The sequence below is a fragment of the Hyphomicrobium sp. 802 genome (assembly GCF_000526135.1).
Classification (GTDB): Bacteria; Pseudomonadota; Alphaproteobacteria; order Rhizobiales; family Hyphomicrobiaceae; genus Hyphomicrobium_B.
In genome coordinates, this window is sequence record NZ_JAFM01000001.1 from 929,480 (window position 1) to 944,160 (window position 14,681).

Here is a 14,681-nt window from a genome sequence, read left to right on the forward strand (position 1 = left end):
GAGTTCCGGACCAAATGCATGTTGGAGAGCAGCTGCATGCTCTTCAGCAGGAAATTCTTGTCGGAATTGCGCTGGGCGATTCGCTTGAGAATGTCCTGACAACTTTCTGTCTCGGCGTTGAGGCGCTGGCGCCGGGCGTCATCTGCTCGATATCAGGCGTGGACGACGAGCGGCTGACGTTTATCGCCGGCCCTTCCGTTCCCGATTCCTATGCGAGACAGATTGCCGGCATTCATATCGGACCGACGGTCGGGTCTTGCGGAACCGCCATTTATTTGCGCCGCGCCGTTGAAGTTCGCGATATCGAGACGGATCCGCTGTGGACGCCCTATAAGTCGCTTGCTTTGCCTTTCGGACTGCTTGGATGCTGGTCGTGTCCGATCGAGGCGGTCGATGGGCGCGTGCTCGGCGCCTTTGCATTCTATTTTCGCGAGAAGCGCGGCGTCAGCCTTTTCGAGCGTCAGATCGCGGGCGAGTGCGTTAAATTCTGCGCGATGGCCATCGAGAATTCCGAGGCGCGGACGCGGCTCAATAATCTGGCGTTCTTCGATCCACTGACCGGACTTGGAAATCGCGTCACGCTCAAGAACAGGCTTGGCATTATTCTGCAGCGGGCGAGCGAGATGCGGCGCGCCGTTGCCGTGTATCATATCGATATTTCGGAATTCCGCGCAATCAACGATCTTCACGGCCGTGTCGTCGGCGATATGGCGCTCGTTAAGGTCGCCCAGCTTTTGCGTTCGGTAGCTCTCGATTGCGATCTCATCGTTCGGATGGGTGGCGACGAATTCATTGTCGTGAAAACTGAGACGTCCGACGATTTCGATTCCGAGCAATTCGCCGAAGCCATCGTTTCGGGGCTGCGCGGGCGCTACCGGATCGAGCGCGGCGAAGAATTCATGATCGATGTGCGCGTTGGCCTCGCGAATTTTCCGCAGGACGGCGGAGAGCTGGACGAACTGCTCGAACACGCCGAGATGGCACTGTTGCGCGCAAAGCGGAGCGGTGGCCGCTTCGCAATGTTCGAGCCGCAGATGGAGCACGAGCGGCGGCAGCGTCGTTCGCTCGAACGCGATGTCGGCCTCGCCGTCGAGAGACAGGAGCTCTCGCTTGTCTTTCAGCCTCAGGTCGATGCGAAAACCGGATCAGTCACAGCTTTCGAGGTTCTCCTGCGCTGGGTGCATCCGGATGCGGGTCTGATCTCGCCGGATCATTTCATTCCCGTTGCGGAGGCCAACGGAGCTATTCACGGGATGGGCGAGTTCGTCTTGCGGGAAGCCTGCCGGGAAGCTGCGCAATGGCGTGAAAAATTTCGGGTCGCGGTGAACGTATCTGCGGCGCAAATCATGCGCAGCGATTTCGTGCAACTCGTGACCGATGTGCTGTCCGAGACGGGGCTTGAACCCCATCGTCTCGAAATCGAGGTGACGGAAAGCCTCTTCATTCAGGATCTCGCCGCCGCTTCATCGATCTTGCGCCGCTTGAAGCGGTTGGGCGTCAGCGTTGCGATGGACGATTTCGGCACCGGGTATTCGTCGCTCAGCACGCTGAGGGCATTTCCGTTCGACCGCATCAAGGTCGATCGCAGCTTCGTCAGCGACATGGTCAACAACTCAGACGCGGCCGCGATCGTCAATTCGGTCATCGGGCTTGGGCGCGCGATGGGGCTGTGCGTGGTGGCCGAAGGCGTTGAATCGCAGGAACAGCTGGCGATGCTGCGCCTTATCGGTTGTGACGAAATTCAGGGCTACCTCTTCGGCAAGCCGCTCCCGGCTGAAAACTATGCCGATATTACGGGGCCGCAAGTCGTGTTCAACGACATTCACGACAAGCATTCGGCCGTTCTATAGACGTCGCGAATTTTACCCCGCGGATCAAAAAGGATGCGTGAGCATTTGGTGCGCCGAGTTCGGAATGCACTTCGTCCACATACGAATATTCCGTATTGAACATTTTTTATGGCGCACTGTTTGAATTTCCCTAGTATCCTCCCGGTTCGACAAGGAGGGGGCGATGATGGTCGGCGACGTTATGGACGGCGTGACGGCGGATCTTCTGGCCTTTCACGGATCTTCTGGCCTTTCACGGATCTTCAACCACGACCGCGCACTACATCAAAATTCATGCTCCGCGGAATGCACATTGCGTTCGAGATATCGAGCGGGCGGTTCCAAAGGGCGCTTCAATTTGCGATATCGGCGCCGCGCCATATACGGCTACAGAAACGTTGGCTCGGCTCGGCTATCACGTCACCGCGTACGACACCGCTTTGCCGGCCGAAAGCCTCGCGCGGTGGCTGTCATTTGAAGTGATCAAAGGCGATACCAGTACTGCCCATATTCAACTTCCCTCCGGTACGTTCGATGCCGTCGTGATGAGTGAAGTGTTCGAGCATTTGCATGTGAATCCAATCATCACGATGCGGGAAGTTCAGAGGATTTTGAAGCCCGGCGGTTTGCTTTACCTGACGACACCCAACGGGCTCGGCCTTCGCAAGATTTGCAAAGTCGTTCGAGAGGGGAAGTTCACGGATTTTTACGAGAATTGGTCTCGCCTCGAAGCGAGTGGCGAAATGGGCCACGTGACCGAATACACGCCTTTTGAAATCCGGCACTTTATGGAGCAGTGCGGCTTTCGATCCGTAAATGTTCGGACCGAAAATGTCTATTCGAAGTCAAATAAATTCGAACACTACTTCTGGAAGCTCGTCACCACGCCGTTTCCGCTGAAGCGAGAAACGATCGTGTGTACAGCTTCCAAGCCCTAGCGCGCTGGGATACTTCGGGGCTCGGAGATATTGCGTTCGTTCGTGTGGTTCGAGATCATGTTAGCCAGGGATCGTTTCCCGCTTGGAGGCGTTCCAGAACGGCATCGGTATCCGCACCTAGCTTGGGACTGGCGGTGGTGGCGGCACAGGGGATGCCGTCGATCACGATGGGGCTGCGAACGGTCGGCACGGGCGCCGCGCCGGGCCGGGCAAGGTCCTGGCGTAATCCGCGGGCAACGACTTGGGGATCGGCAAAAACCTGATCGAGCCGGTTGACGGGGCCGGCCGGAACGCCGGCCGTTTCCAGTGCCGCGAGCAGGTCGCTTGCTGTGCGCTTCGCAATTTCAACGGCGAGAAGCGGTATCAGCTCAGCGCGGTTGGCGACGCGGCGGGCATTGGTCTTGAAGCGCTCGTCGGCTGCGAGGCCTTTGAGTCCGAGCAGATCGCAGACGCGCGCGAACTGGCCGTCGTTGCCGGCGGCGATGATGATCGGCCCATCGGCCGTTTCGAACACCTGATAAGGCACGATGTTGGGGTGCGCATTGCCGAGGCGGCGCGGCGGCGTTCCGGACGCTAGATAGTTCATGGCCTGGTTGGCCAGCACCGAGACCTGCGTATCGAGCAGTGCCATGTCGACATGTGCGCCTTCGCCTGTCGCATTGCGGCGGTTAAGGGCCGCCAGGATGCCGATGGTGCCGTAGATGCCGGTGAAGATGTCTGCGAACGCCACGCCGATCTTCTGCGGCTCACCGTCGGGCGCGCCGGTCAGATCCATGATGCCGCCCATGCCCTGGACGATGAAGTCGTAACCCGCGCGCGGCGCATAAGGCCCGGTCTGGCCGAAGCCGGTGATCGAGCAATAGATGACGCCGGGGTTGATGGCTTTGATCGCCGGATAATCGAGACCGTATTTGGCAAGGCCGCCGACCTTGAAGTTCTCGATGATGACGTCGGCCTGTTTGGCGAGCGCGACCGCCGTTTCACGGCCTGCGGGGCTGTCGTAGTCGAGCGCGATCGATCGCTTGCCGCGGTTCGTCGCGTGGAAGTAGGCCGCCGATCCGGCGCCATCGTCATCGGCGATGAAGGGCGGCCCCCAGGCCCTGGTATCGTCGCCGCCGTCTGGCCGTTCGACCTTGATGACGGAGGCGCCGAGGTCGGCGAGCGTCTGACCGGCCCAGGGTCCTGCGAGCACGCGGGCGAGTTCCAGCACGCGTAGGCCCGCAAGCGGTTTCGGACTTTCAGACGTCATCATGCGAAGGCCTGCAGTCCGGTGATGGCGCGGCCGAGGATCAGGGCGTGAATATCGTGCGTGCCTTCATACGTGTTGACTGTTTCGAGGTTCAGCATGTGACGCATGACCTGGAACTCTTCCGAGATGCCGTTGCCGCCGTGCATGTCGCGCGCTATGCGGGCGATGTCGAGGGCTTTGCCGCAGTTGTTGCGCTTGATGAGCGAGATCATTTCAGGCGCGAACTTGCCATTGTCGAGCAAGCGGCCGACGCGCAGCGCCGCCTGCAGGCCGAGCGTGATTTCGGTCTCCATGTCGGCGAGCTTCTTTTGCACGAGTTGCGTCGCGGCGAGCGGGCGATTGAATTGTTTGCGATCGAGTGTGTATTGCCGGGCCGCGTGGAAGCAGAACTCGGCGGCGCCGAGCACGCCCCAGGCGATGCCGTAGCGGGCACGGTTCAAGCAACCAAACGGGCCGGCCAAGCCTTCCGCGTTCGGCAGCAGCGCCTCGTCGGAGACTTCGACACCGTCCATGACGATCTCGCCGGTGATGGATGTGCGCAGGGACAGCTTGCCGGCTATCTTCGGCGCGGACAGGCCTTTCATGCCTTTTTCGAGGACGAAGCCTTTGATCTTGTCGCCGTGCGCCTGAGATTTTGCCCAGACGACGAAGACGTCAGCGATCGGCGCGTTGGTGATCCACATCTTCGCGCCTGAGAGGCGGTAACCGCCATCGATCTTCTCCGCGCGCGTGCGCATGCCGCCGGGATCGGAACCGGCGTCGGGTTCGGTCAGGCCGAAGCAGCCGATCAACTCGCCGCTTGCGAGCTTCGGCAGATATTTTACGCGCTGCGCCTCGCTGCCGTAGGCATAGATCGGGTGCATGACCAGAGACGACTGCACGCTCATCATCGAGCGGTAGCCGGAATCGACGCGCTCGACCTCGCGCGCAATCAGTCCGTAGGAGACGTAGTTCGAATCCGAGCCGCCGTAGTCTGCGGGAAGCGTGGGGCCGAGCAGACCGAGCGCACCCATCTCACGGAAAATGCCGGGATCGGTTTTTTCCTCGGCATAGGCTTCGATGACGTGCGGCTGCAGCTTGTCTTGGGCGAAAGCTCGCGCCGTGTCGCGGATCAGCTTCTCGTCTTCCGACAACTGATCTTCCAAAAGAAGAGGGTCTTCCCAATCGAATTTCAAACCGACCGACACGTGATGCTCCTGATCAGCACTGCTAATTCGGCGCCACCATAGGTGCCGCGCTGGAGATAGGGAACAGGGACTGTGAATTGGTTCCATTTGGTCTTGATGCGGATCAAGAGGACCGTGGTGTCCATTGCCGTCGACGCTTCGCAATGCCATATGGGCGGCACATCGCGCCATCCTTCAAGGTTCCATTCCATGTCCAAGCGCCCTCTCGTCGGTGTCATTTGCTGCCAGCGCAACCCAGCGGATCCTTTTCAGGGCGTTGCCGAGCGGTATCTCAAGGTCGCGCCTTTTATGGAGGCGGATCTCGTGCTGGTGCCGTCGCTGCCGGACATCATGGATGCGACTTCGATCCTTAGTCGTCTGGACGGCGTCATGCTGACGGGAAGCCCGTCGAACGTCGCGCCGAAGCTCTATGGCAGCGCTGATGCAGGTGAAGGGCCGTTCGATCCCGGCCGCGATGCGATGTCGTTTCGGCTGATCGCGGAATCGGCTGAGCAGAACCGGCCGGTGCTCGGCATCTGCCGCGGCTTTCAGGAAGTCGCGGTTGCCTATGGCGCGACGCTCAGGCCGGACCTCGGTGCCGCCGGACGCGAGCAGGTTCACCATGCGGCGCCTGACGTGGCGTTTGCGGATATGTTCGCGTTTGAGCATCAAGTTGATCTGGCGCCCGAGGGCGTGCTGGAACGCGTGATGGGCGCGCCGTCGATCACCGTCAATTCGGTGCACTTTCAGGGCATTCGCGATCTCGGCAGCAAGCTCGCCGTCGAGGCGACAAGTCCTGACGGCGTCGTCGAGGGTATCCGACCGAAGTCGGGGGAGCGCATCCTGGCGGTGCAATGGCATCCGGAATGGCGTGTCGCGGACAATGCCAACTCGCGCGAGCTTTTCGCGTGGTTCGGATTGCTGCTCAGAGGCGCGACGATGCAGGAAGCCGCCGAGCGCGTCGCCGAGATGGCGCGGCAGGCGGGCTGACGGTCCTCAATGAACTGAGGTGAGGGTCGCCTGCAGAGCGCCCTGGATGCCGGTCATCAGAATTTGCACGCCGATGCAGAGCAGCAGAAACGCTGAGAGACGCGTCAAGATGCGAGCACGGCCGGGGCCAAGCAGTGAGACAAGGCGGTCGGCGTAGGCGTAGCAGGCGCCCACTGTCAGCGCGACGGCGATAGCTGCCCCGCAGGTGCCAGCGAAAAACGGTAGAAGCTCGGCGGCTTCGCGTGGCCGGTTGGCGCTCAACGCAATCGCAACCGAGATCGTGCCGGGTCCCGTGGTGAACGGCATGGTCAACGGAAAGAACGCAACGTCGCTGCCCCATGCGGCGGCCCTGTTGGTGCCGGACGCATGGTCCTGCTTGCGGTCTTCGGTCTCTTGCGGATTGTAGAGCATGCGCCAGCCGGAGACAGCGACGACGGTGCCACCCGCGACGCGTAGAGCATCGATGCCGACGCCGAAAAAGCTCATCAACGTTGCGCCGACGAGCAGCGAGACGAGCATGACGATGGCAGCATAGGTCGCGACACGCCACGCCAATGAGACACGTTCGGGATGCGGGCGACCGAGCGTGATCTGGCTGTAGATCAGCGCGCCGCCGAGCGGATTGACGATCGAGAACAAGGCGGGAAAGGCAACGAGAAAACTCGTGATGATGCCGCTGAGGTAAGCCATGGATTTCGCTTAAGGGACCCCCGGGTGGATCGAAGGACGATCTTCTAGCCTTGAAAGCGTTGGCGCGATAGTGCGGCCGAACGGACTACCACGTGAGTGATTGTTCTGTTCCGCCGAAAACTTCCTTCAGCCGCCGGTTCGTGCCGGGCGACAGCCGTTCCGGCAGATCGTCGAGGGCGCAGAAACGCTGTTCGGCGATTTCGGCGTTGGCTTCGGGCATGACGGCGCGCTGCCAATGACGAATAAGAAAAAGAATGATGTGATCGCCGGGGTAATCATCGAAGTGGGAATAGATGCCGATCAGACGCGGCGGTGCGGTGATGGTAATGCCGGTTTCCTCCAGCACCTCTCGTGCGAGCGCGGTTTCGACGTCTTCGCCATGCTCGATGCCGCCGCCAGGAAAGTGCCATCCGGGACGATAGCCGTGGCGAATGAGAAGCACGCGCGAAGCGTCGTCGACGATCAGGCCTTGAGCGCCGAGCGTGACGATATCGGCGCGTCGCGCGAGAAAAGATTTCAGGCGGCTCAGCATGATTTTGAGGTCCAGCCGTAGAGCCAATCGAAGCCTGCCATGACGCTCTCGGGCGGCCGCAGCTTCATGACCGCGTTGCGGGCGAGCGCTGTTGGGCCATGCATATGATAGATGCGCCCGTTGCGGATGGAAGCCTCGACAACTTTGCTGATGCGCGGGCGGCGGACTTGTTCGTAGTTCTGAAGCGCGTGTTCGAGTTCACTATTTGAAGCCGCGATGCACGACGCCAGCGCGATCGCGTCTTCGAGCGCCATGACGGCGCCTTGCGCGAGAAACGGCAGCATCGGATGCGCGGCATCGCCGAGCAGTGCCGCGCGGCCCGACGTCCAATGTGTGAGGGGCGGCAGACGATAGAGCGACCATTGCCGCCAGGTCTGCGTGCTGTTCGCCAGCGACCGAAGCGACGGCGCGAAGGATTGCATTTTGTCTTTGACGGCGTCGGTGGCGGCAGGGGCGTCCCAGCCCTCGCTCAACGTCGGGTCGTCGGCGATGACGACGATGGCGATGTCGCGTCCGCCGGTGACGGGGTAGTGCACGGCGTGTGCGCCCGGCGACAGCCAGATATGGACGGCGTTGCGCGCAAGTTCGGACGGCATGTTTTCTGCTGTCGTGACACTGCGAAAGGCGGTTTTTCCGACAGGCGTCGGAACGGCCGATTCGCCTGCGATGCTGCGGCGGAGCGTGGACCACAGCCCGTCTGCCGCGACGAGAAGCGAAGCGCTTAACACTTCGCCTGATGCATCGACCGCGGCGATGCCATTCGGTTCGTCACGGCAAGAGGTAATTTCAGTCGCGCGCGAGAGCGTGATGCGCGGCTCGCTTTCGGCGCGCGTTCGCAGTGCGGAATGCAAATCGCGGCGATGCGCGGTCCAGTATGGTGCACCATGGCGCTTGGCGAGCCAGGAACCGAGGGGCAAACGCGTCAGCTCGCGGCCAGACGCGCCGTCATGGACGATGAGCGTGTCGGGGCTCGCGACCTTGTTTTCCAGAAATTCCGCGACGCCGAGCTGCTGCAGAATGCGCGTCCCATTGGGGCCGATCTGGATGCCAGCGCCTTCTTCGGGAAATTCAGCGCGGCGCTCACAAACGCGAACGTCGATGCCGCGCTGGGCGAGCGCGAGGGCGGTCGCGAGGCCGCCGATGCCGCCACCTGCGATCAGGGCGCTCAGGCGTTGGGAGCCGGTCACGCGAATTCCGAAACGTGTCTAGAGTTCAAGCTGCATCTGCGACGAGGCTATCTTTGGGATCGCTCTCGGTCGCTTTCAGGCGCGGATCGTAGATGTACAGCGTCGAGCAGTAGGGGCACAGGATCTGATTGTCCTGTCCCATGTCGAGGTAGACGTGCGGATGATCAAAGGGCGGCCGGGCACCCATGCAGTTGAACTCTTTCACGCCGACAAAGATTCGCTCGGCGCCAACGTCGTTGGCGAAGTGCGGGATTACGGCTCCGGCCATGCTTCATCCTTCCGCGATGGGAGATGTTTGGCCGCACCATATCCTCGTGGCGGCGGGGATGGTAGGGGACATAAAAAAACTTTCGGGCAATTGAGTGCGGCAGCATGGACCATTTCGACAGCGACGGGGTCGACATCGCATTTCTCGACACCGGAGGCGGCGGCGACAAACCCCCGGTTCTGCTCATCCATGGCTTTGCGTCGAACGTTGAGACCAACTGGGTCAACACCGGCTGGGTGACATTTCTGACGCGCGCCGGATATCGCGTCATCGCGCTTGATAACCGCGGTCATGGGGGAAGCCAGAAGCTTTACGAGCTTGTCGATTATGGTGCGCCGTTGATGGCGGAAGATGCGCGGCGGTTGCTGGACCATGTCGGCGTGGGGACAGCGAACGTCATCGGATATTCGATGGGCGCGCGGATTTCTGCGTTTCTGGCGTTGACGCATGCCGATCGGGTAGCGCGCGTCGTGTTCGGCGGACTTGGCATCAACATGGTGCGTGGAATGGCCGGGACCGGTCCCATCGCGCGGGCGCTCGAAGCGCCGAGCATCGCGGACGTGACTAACCCGACGGCGCGAACGTTCCGCGCTTTTGCCGAGCAGACGAAGAGCGATCTGCGGGCGCTGGCGGCGTGCATACGGTCGTCGCGCGCGCCAATCACGGCGGAGATGATCGGGGAAATCTCGGTTCCGGTACTGGTTGCCGTGGGAGACGAGGACGTCATTGGCGGATCGGCGGAGGAGCTTGCCAAGCTCATTCCCGGTGCGAGGGCCTATACAATTCCGGGCAAGGATCACAATCGGGCCGTCGGCGACAGATCGTTCAAGGCCGAGGCGCTGGCATTTTTCGAGGGAAACGGTGGCCCTGGGGACCGATGAACCGGACCGGCACGGGGGATTGATCGCTTAGGCCGATTCGAAGGTCCTCAGGGCACACGCTCCTACCGAAGCGGGTGGCTTCGGCAAGCGCTTATCTGTCCCGATGGTGCGTCTTCGGACCGGTACGCGGTACTAGTCCGATCGAAGACGCGGGGACGGCACTCATTCCGGTCTCGCACGCGATACGAGTTCGAGCCCGATAGCGCCTCCGGGAGCGCTTGCGAAATAGCCTTGCTCGATGACGCGGCGATTTCAGGCGTGTGTCGGCGCGGCTTTAATTGTGGATAACTTTGGCGCTGCAACTTTGTGCGACTTGACCGCCACATGACGGCGCCGCCTCCGGACCGCCGCAGTCGGTCTTTTCATCGTCAAGCCCGCGGCCAAAATCCGTCTGAAAAGCCAGCGATATAACTGTTTTCCGGGTGGATCTCACACTTCCTTAACCGGCCGTTAACGTTAACGCCGCTTACTCGCCGTCATGGTTCCGCGTCGTATCCGAGTTCTTGTGCCCACGGCCGTCCTGATGCTTTCGGGGCTCGGTCTGCTTTGGGGCTGCGGAACGACGGGACCGAGCTTTCAAGTCCGAGATGATCCGTGGCGCACGCCGGAAGAGCGTGCCTGTCTGGCATCCGGCGTGGTGCGGCAGACGGCATTCGTGCGGGCGCGCTCGGCGCTGGGTGGTCCTAGCGTTTGCGGCGCTGTCGAACCATTTGAGATGTCGGCTGCAGACAATGGTCGGGTCGCGTTCAATCCGCCGGCGGCATTGCGCTGTCCGATGATCCCGCAACTCGACCGCTGGGTGAAGGAAGTCGTCGAACCGGCGGCGCGTTATCAATTCCGGCAGGAGCTTGTCGGCATCAAAGTGCTCGCCTCTTATTCCTGCCGGCCAATGAACAATGTCGAAGGAGCGATGATCTCGGAGCATGCCTACGCGAACGCCGTCGATATCGGCGGTTTCACGCTCGCGGACGGCACGACGATCAGTGTCCAGCGCGGCTGGAATGGGTCGCGGGCCGAGCAAGACTTTTTGCGGGTCGTGCATGACGGATCGTGCGCTTATTTCACGACAGTGCTCGGTCCGAACTACAACAGCCTGCACAGCAATCATTTCCATCTCGACTTGGCGCACCACGGCCGCGACGGGTTGATGCATATCTGCAAGTAGGCCGCGTGCAGAGCGCGCGCAAATCCGCTAGAAGCGCCCCATGACTTGGGATCACGATCCGCCACCGCGTGGCCACCGGCGCGGCTACCACCACGGCAACTTGCGCGAAGCCTTGATGAAGGCGGCGCTTGATTTGATCGCGGCAAAGGGGCCGTCCGGATTCACGTTTGCCGAAGCGGCGCGGGCGGCTGGTGTAAGCCCCGCGGCACCCTATCGGCATTATCGCGACCGCGACGCGCTGATGGCAGATGTCGCGCGGCATGCGTTCGAGCAGTTCGAAGCCAAGCTCCGGCAAGCCTGGGCGGGCGGTGCGCCTGATCCGTTCAAGGCATTCGAGCGTGTTGGCAAGGCATATCTCGATTTCGCGCGGCAGGAACCGGCGCAATATTCGGCGATGTTCGAATCAGGTCTTTCGTTCGCCGCTTTTCCTGATCTGCATGTCGCAGGTGAGCGGGCGTTTGATGTGCTGAAGGACGGATGTGCGGCGCTGGTCGCGACGATGCCGGAGGCCAAGCGGCCGCCGGTGATGATGATGGCGCTTCACATTTGGGCCGAGGCGCACGGGATTGCCTCGCTCTTTGCCCGTGGCGACGAGGCGCGCCGGCCCATCCCGATGACGCCCGAAGACCTGCTCGACGCTGCCGTCCTGATCTATCTCGACGGACTGGGCGTTAGAAAAGCAAACAGCGGTTGATAGCCCGCTTAAAGCTGCGCGGTTTCCCCCTTGGGATCATTGCCGCTCCCGCGATGATCCGCATACTCGGTAACGGCTGAATCGCCATCGTTTGATCCTCGTTTCTCAGACGTGTCTGATTTTTTGAATGCGATTTTTGAAAACGTCTTCAGGAGTTCGCAATGCCCGGCAAATGCCCGAAATGTCAAAACGTCGTTGGCAACGTTCGCGCCGAGCAGATCGGCATCACCAACATGGCGGGCAACACCTTCAGCGGGGCGAGCTACGTTTGCCCGCATTGCCAGACGATCCTGGGGGTCGTGGTCGATCCCTATGCGTTCAAGAACGAGATCGCCATCGAAGTGATGAAGCGGATGCGCGGCGGGCGGTGAGCCTGTCGCGAACCTTTTTTACTCGATAGCTGCGGCTAGCCCTTGAACTCACCCCTTGCCGTCCCACGTATGTGAATGTAAAATACATTTACATCCTGAATGAGGAGAGGGTGGCAATGACGCAAGTGGTGCAGACGCTCGATGACTTCGGCAGGCCCGCGTGGCTTGCCGCGACGGTTCTGGGGTTCATCGTCTTCTGGCCGGTTGGGGCTGTCATCCTGACCTATATGCTTTGGAGTGGACGCATGAACTGCGGATGGCACGGTGGTCGGGGTCGCGAACGCTGGGAAAATCGGATGGCGGAACGTTTCGAGCGGGCGCGATGCCGAATGGAAGAGAAATTCGGCGCCTTCGGCCATGGACCTAGAGGCGATGGCCATAGAGGCGGCGGTTATTCCAGCGGTAACAAGGCCTTCGATGATTATCGCGAAGCAACGCTGAAACGGCTCGAAGACGAAGAGCGCGAATTCCGGGAATTTCTGGAGCGTTTACGGCAGGCCAAGGACAAGTCCGAGTTCGACCAGTTCATGGCTGAAAGGCGCGATCGTCCGGAACCTGGACAGGAACCCGGTACCAGTCCCACGACTTGATTTCCAAGACATAAGGCAGGGCGGCTGTCGTGGCCGCCCTGCTTCATCTTTTCCGGCTTTTCATTCGGTGTGCCCAACTACGCGGAGCGGACTCGATGTTTTATCTTCACCATCTGATCTTCTTGCCGTTTTTCGTTCTGTTTCACGTTGTCGGCTTTCTCTTCCTGGCGTTTGCAGCGGTGATTTTGATGAAAGTGTTCCGCCAGCGGCGGTGCGGCAGCGCCTCTCGCAAAATGGAGAGGCCGGAGGCAACACGGCCGGCGCGTTTCGGAAATGAGGCGTTCGATGATTATCGGCGCGCGACTTTGCGGAAGCTCGAAGCTGAGGCGGAGGAATTCCGCAAGTATCTCGATGGGTTGCGGCGGGCGGCCGACGCCGCGGCGTTCGAGGCGTTTCTTAAATCGCGGCGTGCAGAAAACGGGCCAGCGGCCTGACGACCGGGGCGTGGCGACGCGCCCCGTCTGCATAGCAGAAATTCCCCATTTTCCGCCCATGTTGCTGATATTTTAGGGGAGTTACCGTACCGGCTCGGCTATGCTGAACGCTATGGCCGTCACGGCGGACGGGCTTGTTCGAGGCGAAAAATCACGGACGATCATGGCCTGGCAATTTTTGAAAAACGCTGTTGTTGCGTATGGTGGCGGCTTGCGCTCGGCGCTCGAGCACCTCAAGGAGGCGTTCGGCTTCGAGGGTACGCAGACGCCTGGACAGTCACGCGTCGCATTCACGATCGCGGTCGTGGCGCTGGCGGCCAAGATGAGCAAGGCGGACGGCGTTTCGCTGCCAATTGAGGCGGAAGCGTTCAAGCGCCAGTTCCAGGTGCCGGAAAGCGAGTGCGCGCACGTACGCAAGCTCTATGAGCTCGCGAGCCGGGACGTGGCCGGATACGAGACGTATGCGTCGCAGATCGCGCACATTCTCGAAGGCCAGCCCGAGATCAAGGTCTCGGTGCTTGAAAGCCTCTTCCATATCGCGAGCGCGGACGGCGTTTTGCACCCCGACGAAGACAAGTACCTTGAGCGGGTCGCTGAGATCTTCGGCTTGAGCAAGGGCGAGTTCCGCTGCGTGCGCCGCGGCTTCGTCTTCGATGCCGATAGCCCGTACGAGGTGCTGCACGTTTCGCCGCTGGCTTCGGATGCCGAGCTCAAGGCGCGGTATCGCGAGCTGGTCAAAGGCCACCACCCCGATGCGCTCGTTTCGAAGGGTGTACCGCCGGAGTTTCTTGCCGGGGCCGAACGGCGGCTGGCAGCGATCACGGCAGCTTACGAAGCCATTCTCGAAGAGCGTGGTCAGCGGGCGGTGCGCGAGCTGGAACCCACTCCGTGACCTTCGAGTCGGATACGCCGCTGACGCATGCGGTTTGTGCGGCCCACAATCGGGAGCCGCGACGCGGCGGCGTAAAGCCGTCGCTGCTCGTTCTGCATTACACCGGCATGGCGTCGGCTGCGAAAGCGATCGACTGGCTATCGCGGCCGGAAAGCGGCGTGTCCTGCCATTACGTCGTGGACGAGCATGGTGTCGTGACACAGCTCGTGCCGGAAGAATTCCGGGCGTGGCACGCGGGCGTCTCCAATTGGAGAGGCGAAACAGACATCAATTCGCACTCGATCGGGATCGAGATCCACAATCCCGGACATCAGAACGGCTATCCCGATTTTCCCGCAGCGCAGATGCGGTCCGTCATTGCACTGTCGAAGGATATTGTTCGCAGAAATCATATCCGGCCTGAAAACATTCTGGCGCATTCGGATGTGGCGCCAGGGCGGAAGATCGATCCGGGCGAGAAGTTCAATTGGCTTTTGATGGCGCGGGAAGGTCTGGGGCTGTGGGTGCGGCCGTTGCCCGTTCGGGCCGACGATCCGGGGCTGGAGCTTGGCGCCGAAGGTCCGCGTGTTCTCAATGCACAGAGAAATCTTGCCGCCTACGGATATGGCATCGACACCAGTGGCGTACTGGACGCCGATACGGAAAAGGTTCTCAAGGCTTTTCAACTGCATTTCAGGCCTCGCCGCGTGGACGGGCGGCTCGATCGTTCGACCGAAGGCACGCTCGAACGCCTTGTTGCGGCATCGTCGAAGCCGGCTGCTGCTTGACGCAACGTCAGCGGTGATGTTGATGCCGAGGGTGTGCT

The 14,681-nt window shown here is 61.1% G+C and carries 17 protein-coding genes; 11 read left to right on the forward strand and 6 right to left on the reverse strand.

Going from position 1 to position 14,681, the window contains the following annotated elements; genetic code table 11:
• Positions 1–14: 14 nt before the first annotated feature.
• Positions 15–1,850: a GGDEF domain-containing protein gene (locus HYP802_RS0104665; RefSeq protein ID WP_013945946.1), complete on the forward strand. Its 1,836-nt coding sequence runs from the start codon at positions 15–17 to the stop codon at positions 1,848–1,850.
• 305 nt (positions 1,851–2,155) lie between these two features.
• The gene (locus tag HYP802_RS22795; protein ID WP_280949187.1) at positions 2,156–2,767 is read left to right on the forward strand and encodes a class I SAM-dependent methyltransferase; all 612 of its coding nucleotides are present in this window, start codon (positions 2,156–2,158) and stop codon (positions 2,765–2,767) included.
• A 55-nt stretch (positions 2,768–2,822) separates the two neighbouring features.
• Here the strand turns inward: HYP802_RS22795 and HYP802_RS0104675 are convergent, their stop codons facing one another.
• Positions 2,823–4,019, reverse strand: a complete 1,197-nt coding sequence (locus HYP802_RS0104675) for a CaiB/BaiF CoA-transferase family protein (RefSeq protein WP_013945948.1) — start codon at positions 4,017–4,019, stop codon at positions 2,823–2,825.
• Positions 4,016–5,203, reverse strand: coding sequence for an acyl-CoA dehydrogenase (locus tag HYP802_RS0104680; RefSeq protein WP_013945949.1), 1,188 nt, complete (start codon positions 5,201–5,203; stop codon positions 4,016–4,018). The genes HYP802_RS0104675 and HYP802_RS0104680 overlap by 4 nt, the downstream gene beginning before the upstream one ends.
• A 189-nt stretch (positions 5,204–5,392) precedes the next feature.
• Between HYP802_RS0104680 and HYP802_RS0104690 the strand changes: the two genes are divergently transcribed.
• On the forward strand, positions 5,393–6,172 hold the full coding sequence (locus HYP802_RS0104690) for a gamma-glutamyl-gamma-aminobutyrate hydrolase family protein (protein WP_024275257.1): 780 nt from the start codon (positions 5,393–5,395) through the stop codon (positions 6,170–6,172).
• Between the two features lie 6 nt (positions 6,173–6,178).
• Here HYP802_RS0104690 and HYP802_RS0104695 read toward each other — a convergent pair whose 3' ends face one another.
• From HYP802_RS0104695 to HYP802_RS0104710, 4 genes are all read right to left on the reverse strand, one after another.
• Positions 6,179–6,862: a MarC family protein gene (locus HYP802_RS0104695; protein ID WP_013945951.1), complete on the reverse strand. Its 684-nt coding sequence runs from the start codon at positions 6,860–6,862 to the stop codon at positions 6,179–6,181.
• An 85-nt stretch (positions 6,863–6,947) separates the two neighbouring features.
• A complete protein-coding gene (locus tag HYP802_RS0104700) occupies positions 6,948–7,394 on the reverse strand; it encodes an NUDIX domain-containing protein (protein ID WP_024275258.1) in 447 nt (148 codons plus the stop codon).
• The gene (locus tag HYP802_RS0104705; protein WP_024275259.1) at positions 7,388–8,581 is read right to left on the reverse strand and encodes an FAD-dependent monooxygenase; all 1,194 of its coding nucleotides are present in this window, start codon (positions 8,579–8,581) and stop codon (positions 7,388–7,390) included. Before HYP802_RS0104705 ends, HYP802_RS0104700 begins: the two co-directional genes overlap by 7 nt.
• Positions 8,582–8,606: 25 nt before the next feature.
• Entirely contained in the window at positions 8,607–8,849 is a 243-nt protein-coding gene (locus HYP802_RS0104710) for a zinc-finger domain-containing protein (protein WP_013945954.1), read from the reverse strand.
• A gap of 104 nt (positions 8,850–8,953) precedes the next feature.
• On the opposite strand from HYP802_RS0104710, the gene HYP802_RS0104715 reads away from it, so the two are divergent.
• From HYP802_RS0104715 to HYP802_RS0104750, 8 genes are all read left to right on the forward strand, one after another.
• Positions 8,954–9,730, forward strand: a complete 777-nt coding sequence (locus HYP802_RS0104715) for an alpha/beta hydrolase (RefSeq protein WP_024275260.1) — start codon at positions 8,954–8,956, stop codon at positions 9,728–9,730.
• Positions 9,731–10,235: 505 nt separating this feature from the next.
• Positions 10,236–10,895 (forward strand): extensin family protein, encoded by a 660-nt coding sequence (locus tag HYP802_RS0104720; protein ID WP_245261460.1) that lies wholly within the window; start codon positions 10,236–10,238, stop codon positions 10,893–10,895.
• A 40-nt stretch (positions 10,896–10,935) separates the two neighbouring features.
• Complete coding sequence (locus HYP802_RS0104725) at positions 10,936–11,589, forward strand: TetR/AcrR family transcriptional regulator (protein WP_013945957.1); 654 nt, start codon at positions 10,936–10,938, stop codon at positions 11,587–11,589.
• Between the two features lie 161 nt (positions 11,590–11,750).
• On the forward strand, positions 11,751–11,960 hold the full coding sequence (locus tag HYP802_RS0104730; RefSeq protein ID WP_013945958.1) for a hypothetical protein: 210 nt from the start codon (positions 11,751–11,753) through the stop codon (positions 11,958–11,960).
• 116 nt (positions 11,961–12,076) lie between these two features.
• A complete protein-coding gene (locus tag HYP802_RS0104735) occupies positions 12,077–12,550 on the forward strand; it encodes a DUF2852 domain-containing protein (RefSeq protein ID WP_024275262.1) in 474 nt (157 codons plus the stop codon).
• Between the two features lie 95 nt (positions 12,551–12,645).
• Positions 12,646–12,984 (forward strand): DUF2852 domain-containing protein, encoded by a 339-nt coding sequence (locus HYP802_RS0104740; protein ID WP_013945960.1) that lies wholly within the window; start codon positions 12,646–12,648, stop codon positions 12,982–12,984.
• A 163-nt stretch (positions 12,985–13,147) separates the two neighbouring features.
• Positions 13,148–13,876, forward strand: a complete 729-nt coding sequence (locus HYP802_RS0104745; protein WP_024275264.1) for a DnaJ family molecular chaperone — start codon at positions 13,148–13,150, stop codon at positions 13,874–13,876.
• On the forward strand, positions 13,873–14,643 hold the full coding sequence (locus HYP802_RS0104750; RefSeq protein WP_013945962.1) for an N-acetylmuramoyl-L-alanine amidase: 771 nt from the start codon (positions 13,873–13,875) through the stop codon (positions 14,641–14,643). The genes HYP802_RS0104745 and HYP802_RS0104750 overlap by 4 nt, the downstream gene beginning before the upstream one ends.
• Positions 14,644–14,681 lie beyond the last annotated feature (38 nt).

Bases quoted from the DNA above. Each gene is read 5' to 3' on its own strand.
- HYP802_RS0104665 (WP_013945946.1), top strand. From the start codon at position 15: ATGCATGTTGGAGAGCAGCTGCATGCTCTTCAGCAGGAAATTCTTGTC.
- HYP802_RS0104675 (WP_013945948.1), bottom strand. From the start codon at position 4,019: ATGATGACGTCTGAAAGTCCGAAACCGCTTGCGGGCCTACGCGTGCTG.
- HYP802_RS0104690 (WP_024275257.1), top strand. From the start codon at position 5,393: ATGTCCAAGCGCCCTCTCGTCGGTGTCATTTGCTGCCAGCGCAACCCA.
- HYP802_RS0104695 (WP_013945951.1), bottom strand. From the start codon at position 6,862: ATGGCTTACCTCAGCGGCATCATCACGAGTTTTCTCGTTGCCTTTCCC.
- HYP802_RS0104700 (WP_024275258.1), bottom strand. From the start codon at position 7,394: ATGCTGAGCCGCCTGAAATCTTTTCTCGCGCGACGCGCCGATATCGTC.
- HYP802_RS0104710 (WP_013945954.1), bottom strand. From the start codon at position 8,849: ATGGCCGGAGCCGTAATCCCGCACTTCGCCAACGACGTTGGCGCCGAG.
- HYP802_RS0104715 (WP_024275260.1), top strand. From the start codon at position 8,954: ATGGACCATTTCGACAGCGACGGGGTCGACATCGCATTTCTCGACACC.
- HYP802_RS0104725 (WP_013945957.1), top strand. From the start codon at position 10,936: ATGACTTGGGATCACGATCCGCCACCGCGTGGCCACCGGCGCGGCTAC.
- HYP802_RS0104730 (WP_013945958.1), top strand. From the start codon at position 11,751: ATGCCCGGCAAATGCCCGAAATGTCAAAACGTCGTTGGCAACGTTCGC.
- HYP802_RS0104735 (WP_024275262.1), top strand. From the start codon at position 12,077: ATGACGCAAGTGGTGCAGACGCTCGATGACTTCGGCAGGCCCGCGTGG.
- HYP802_RS0104740 (WP_013945960.1), top strand. From the start codon at position 12,646: ATGTTTTATCTTCACCATCTGATCTTCTTGCCGTTTTTCGTTCTGTTT.
- HYP802_RS0104745 (WP_024275264.1), top strand. From the start codon at position 13,148: ATGGCCTGGCAATTTTTGAAAAACGCTGTTGTTGCGTATGGTGGCGGC.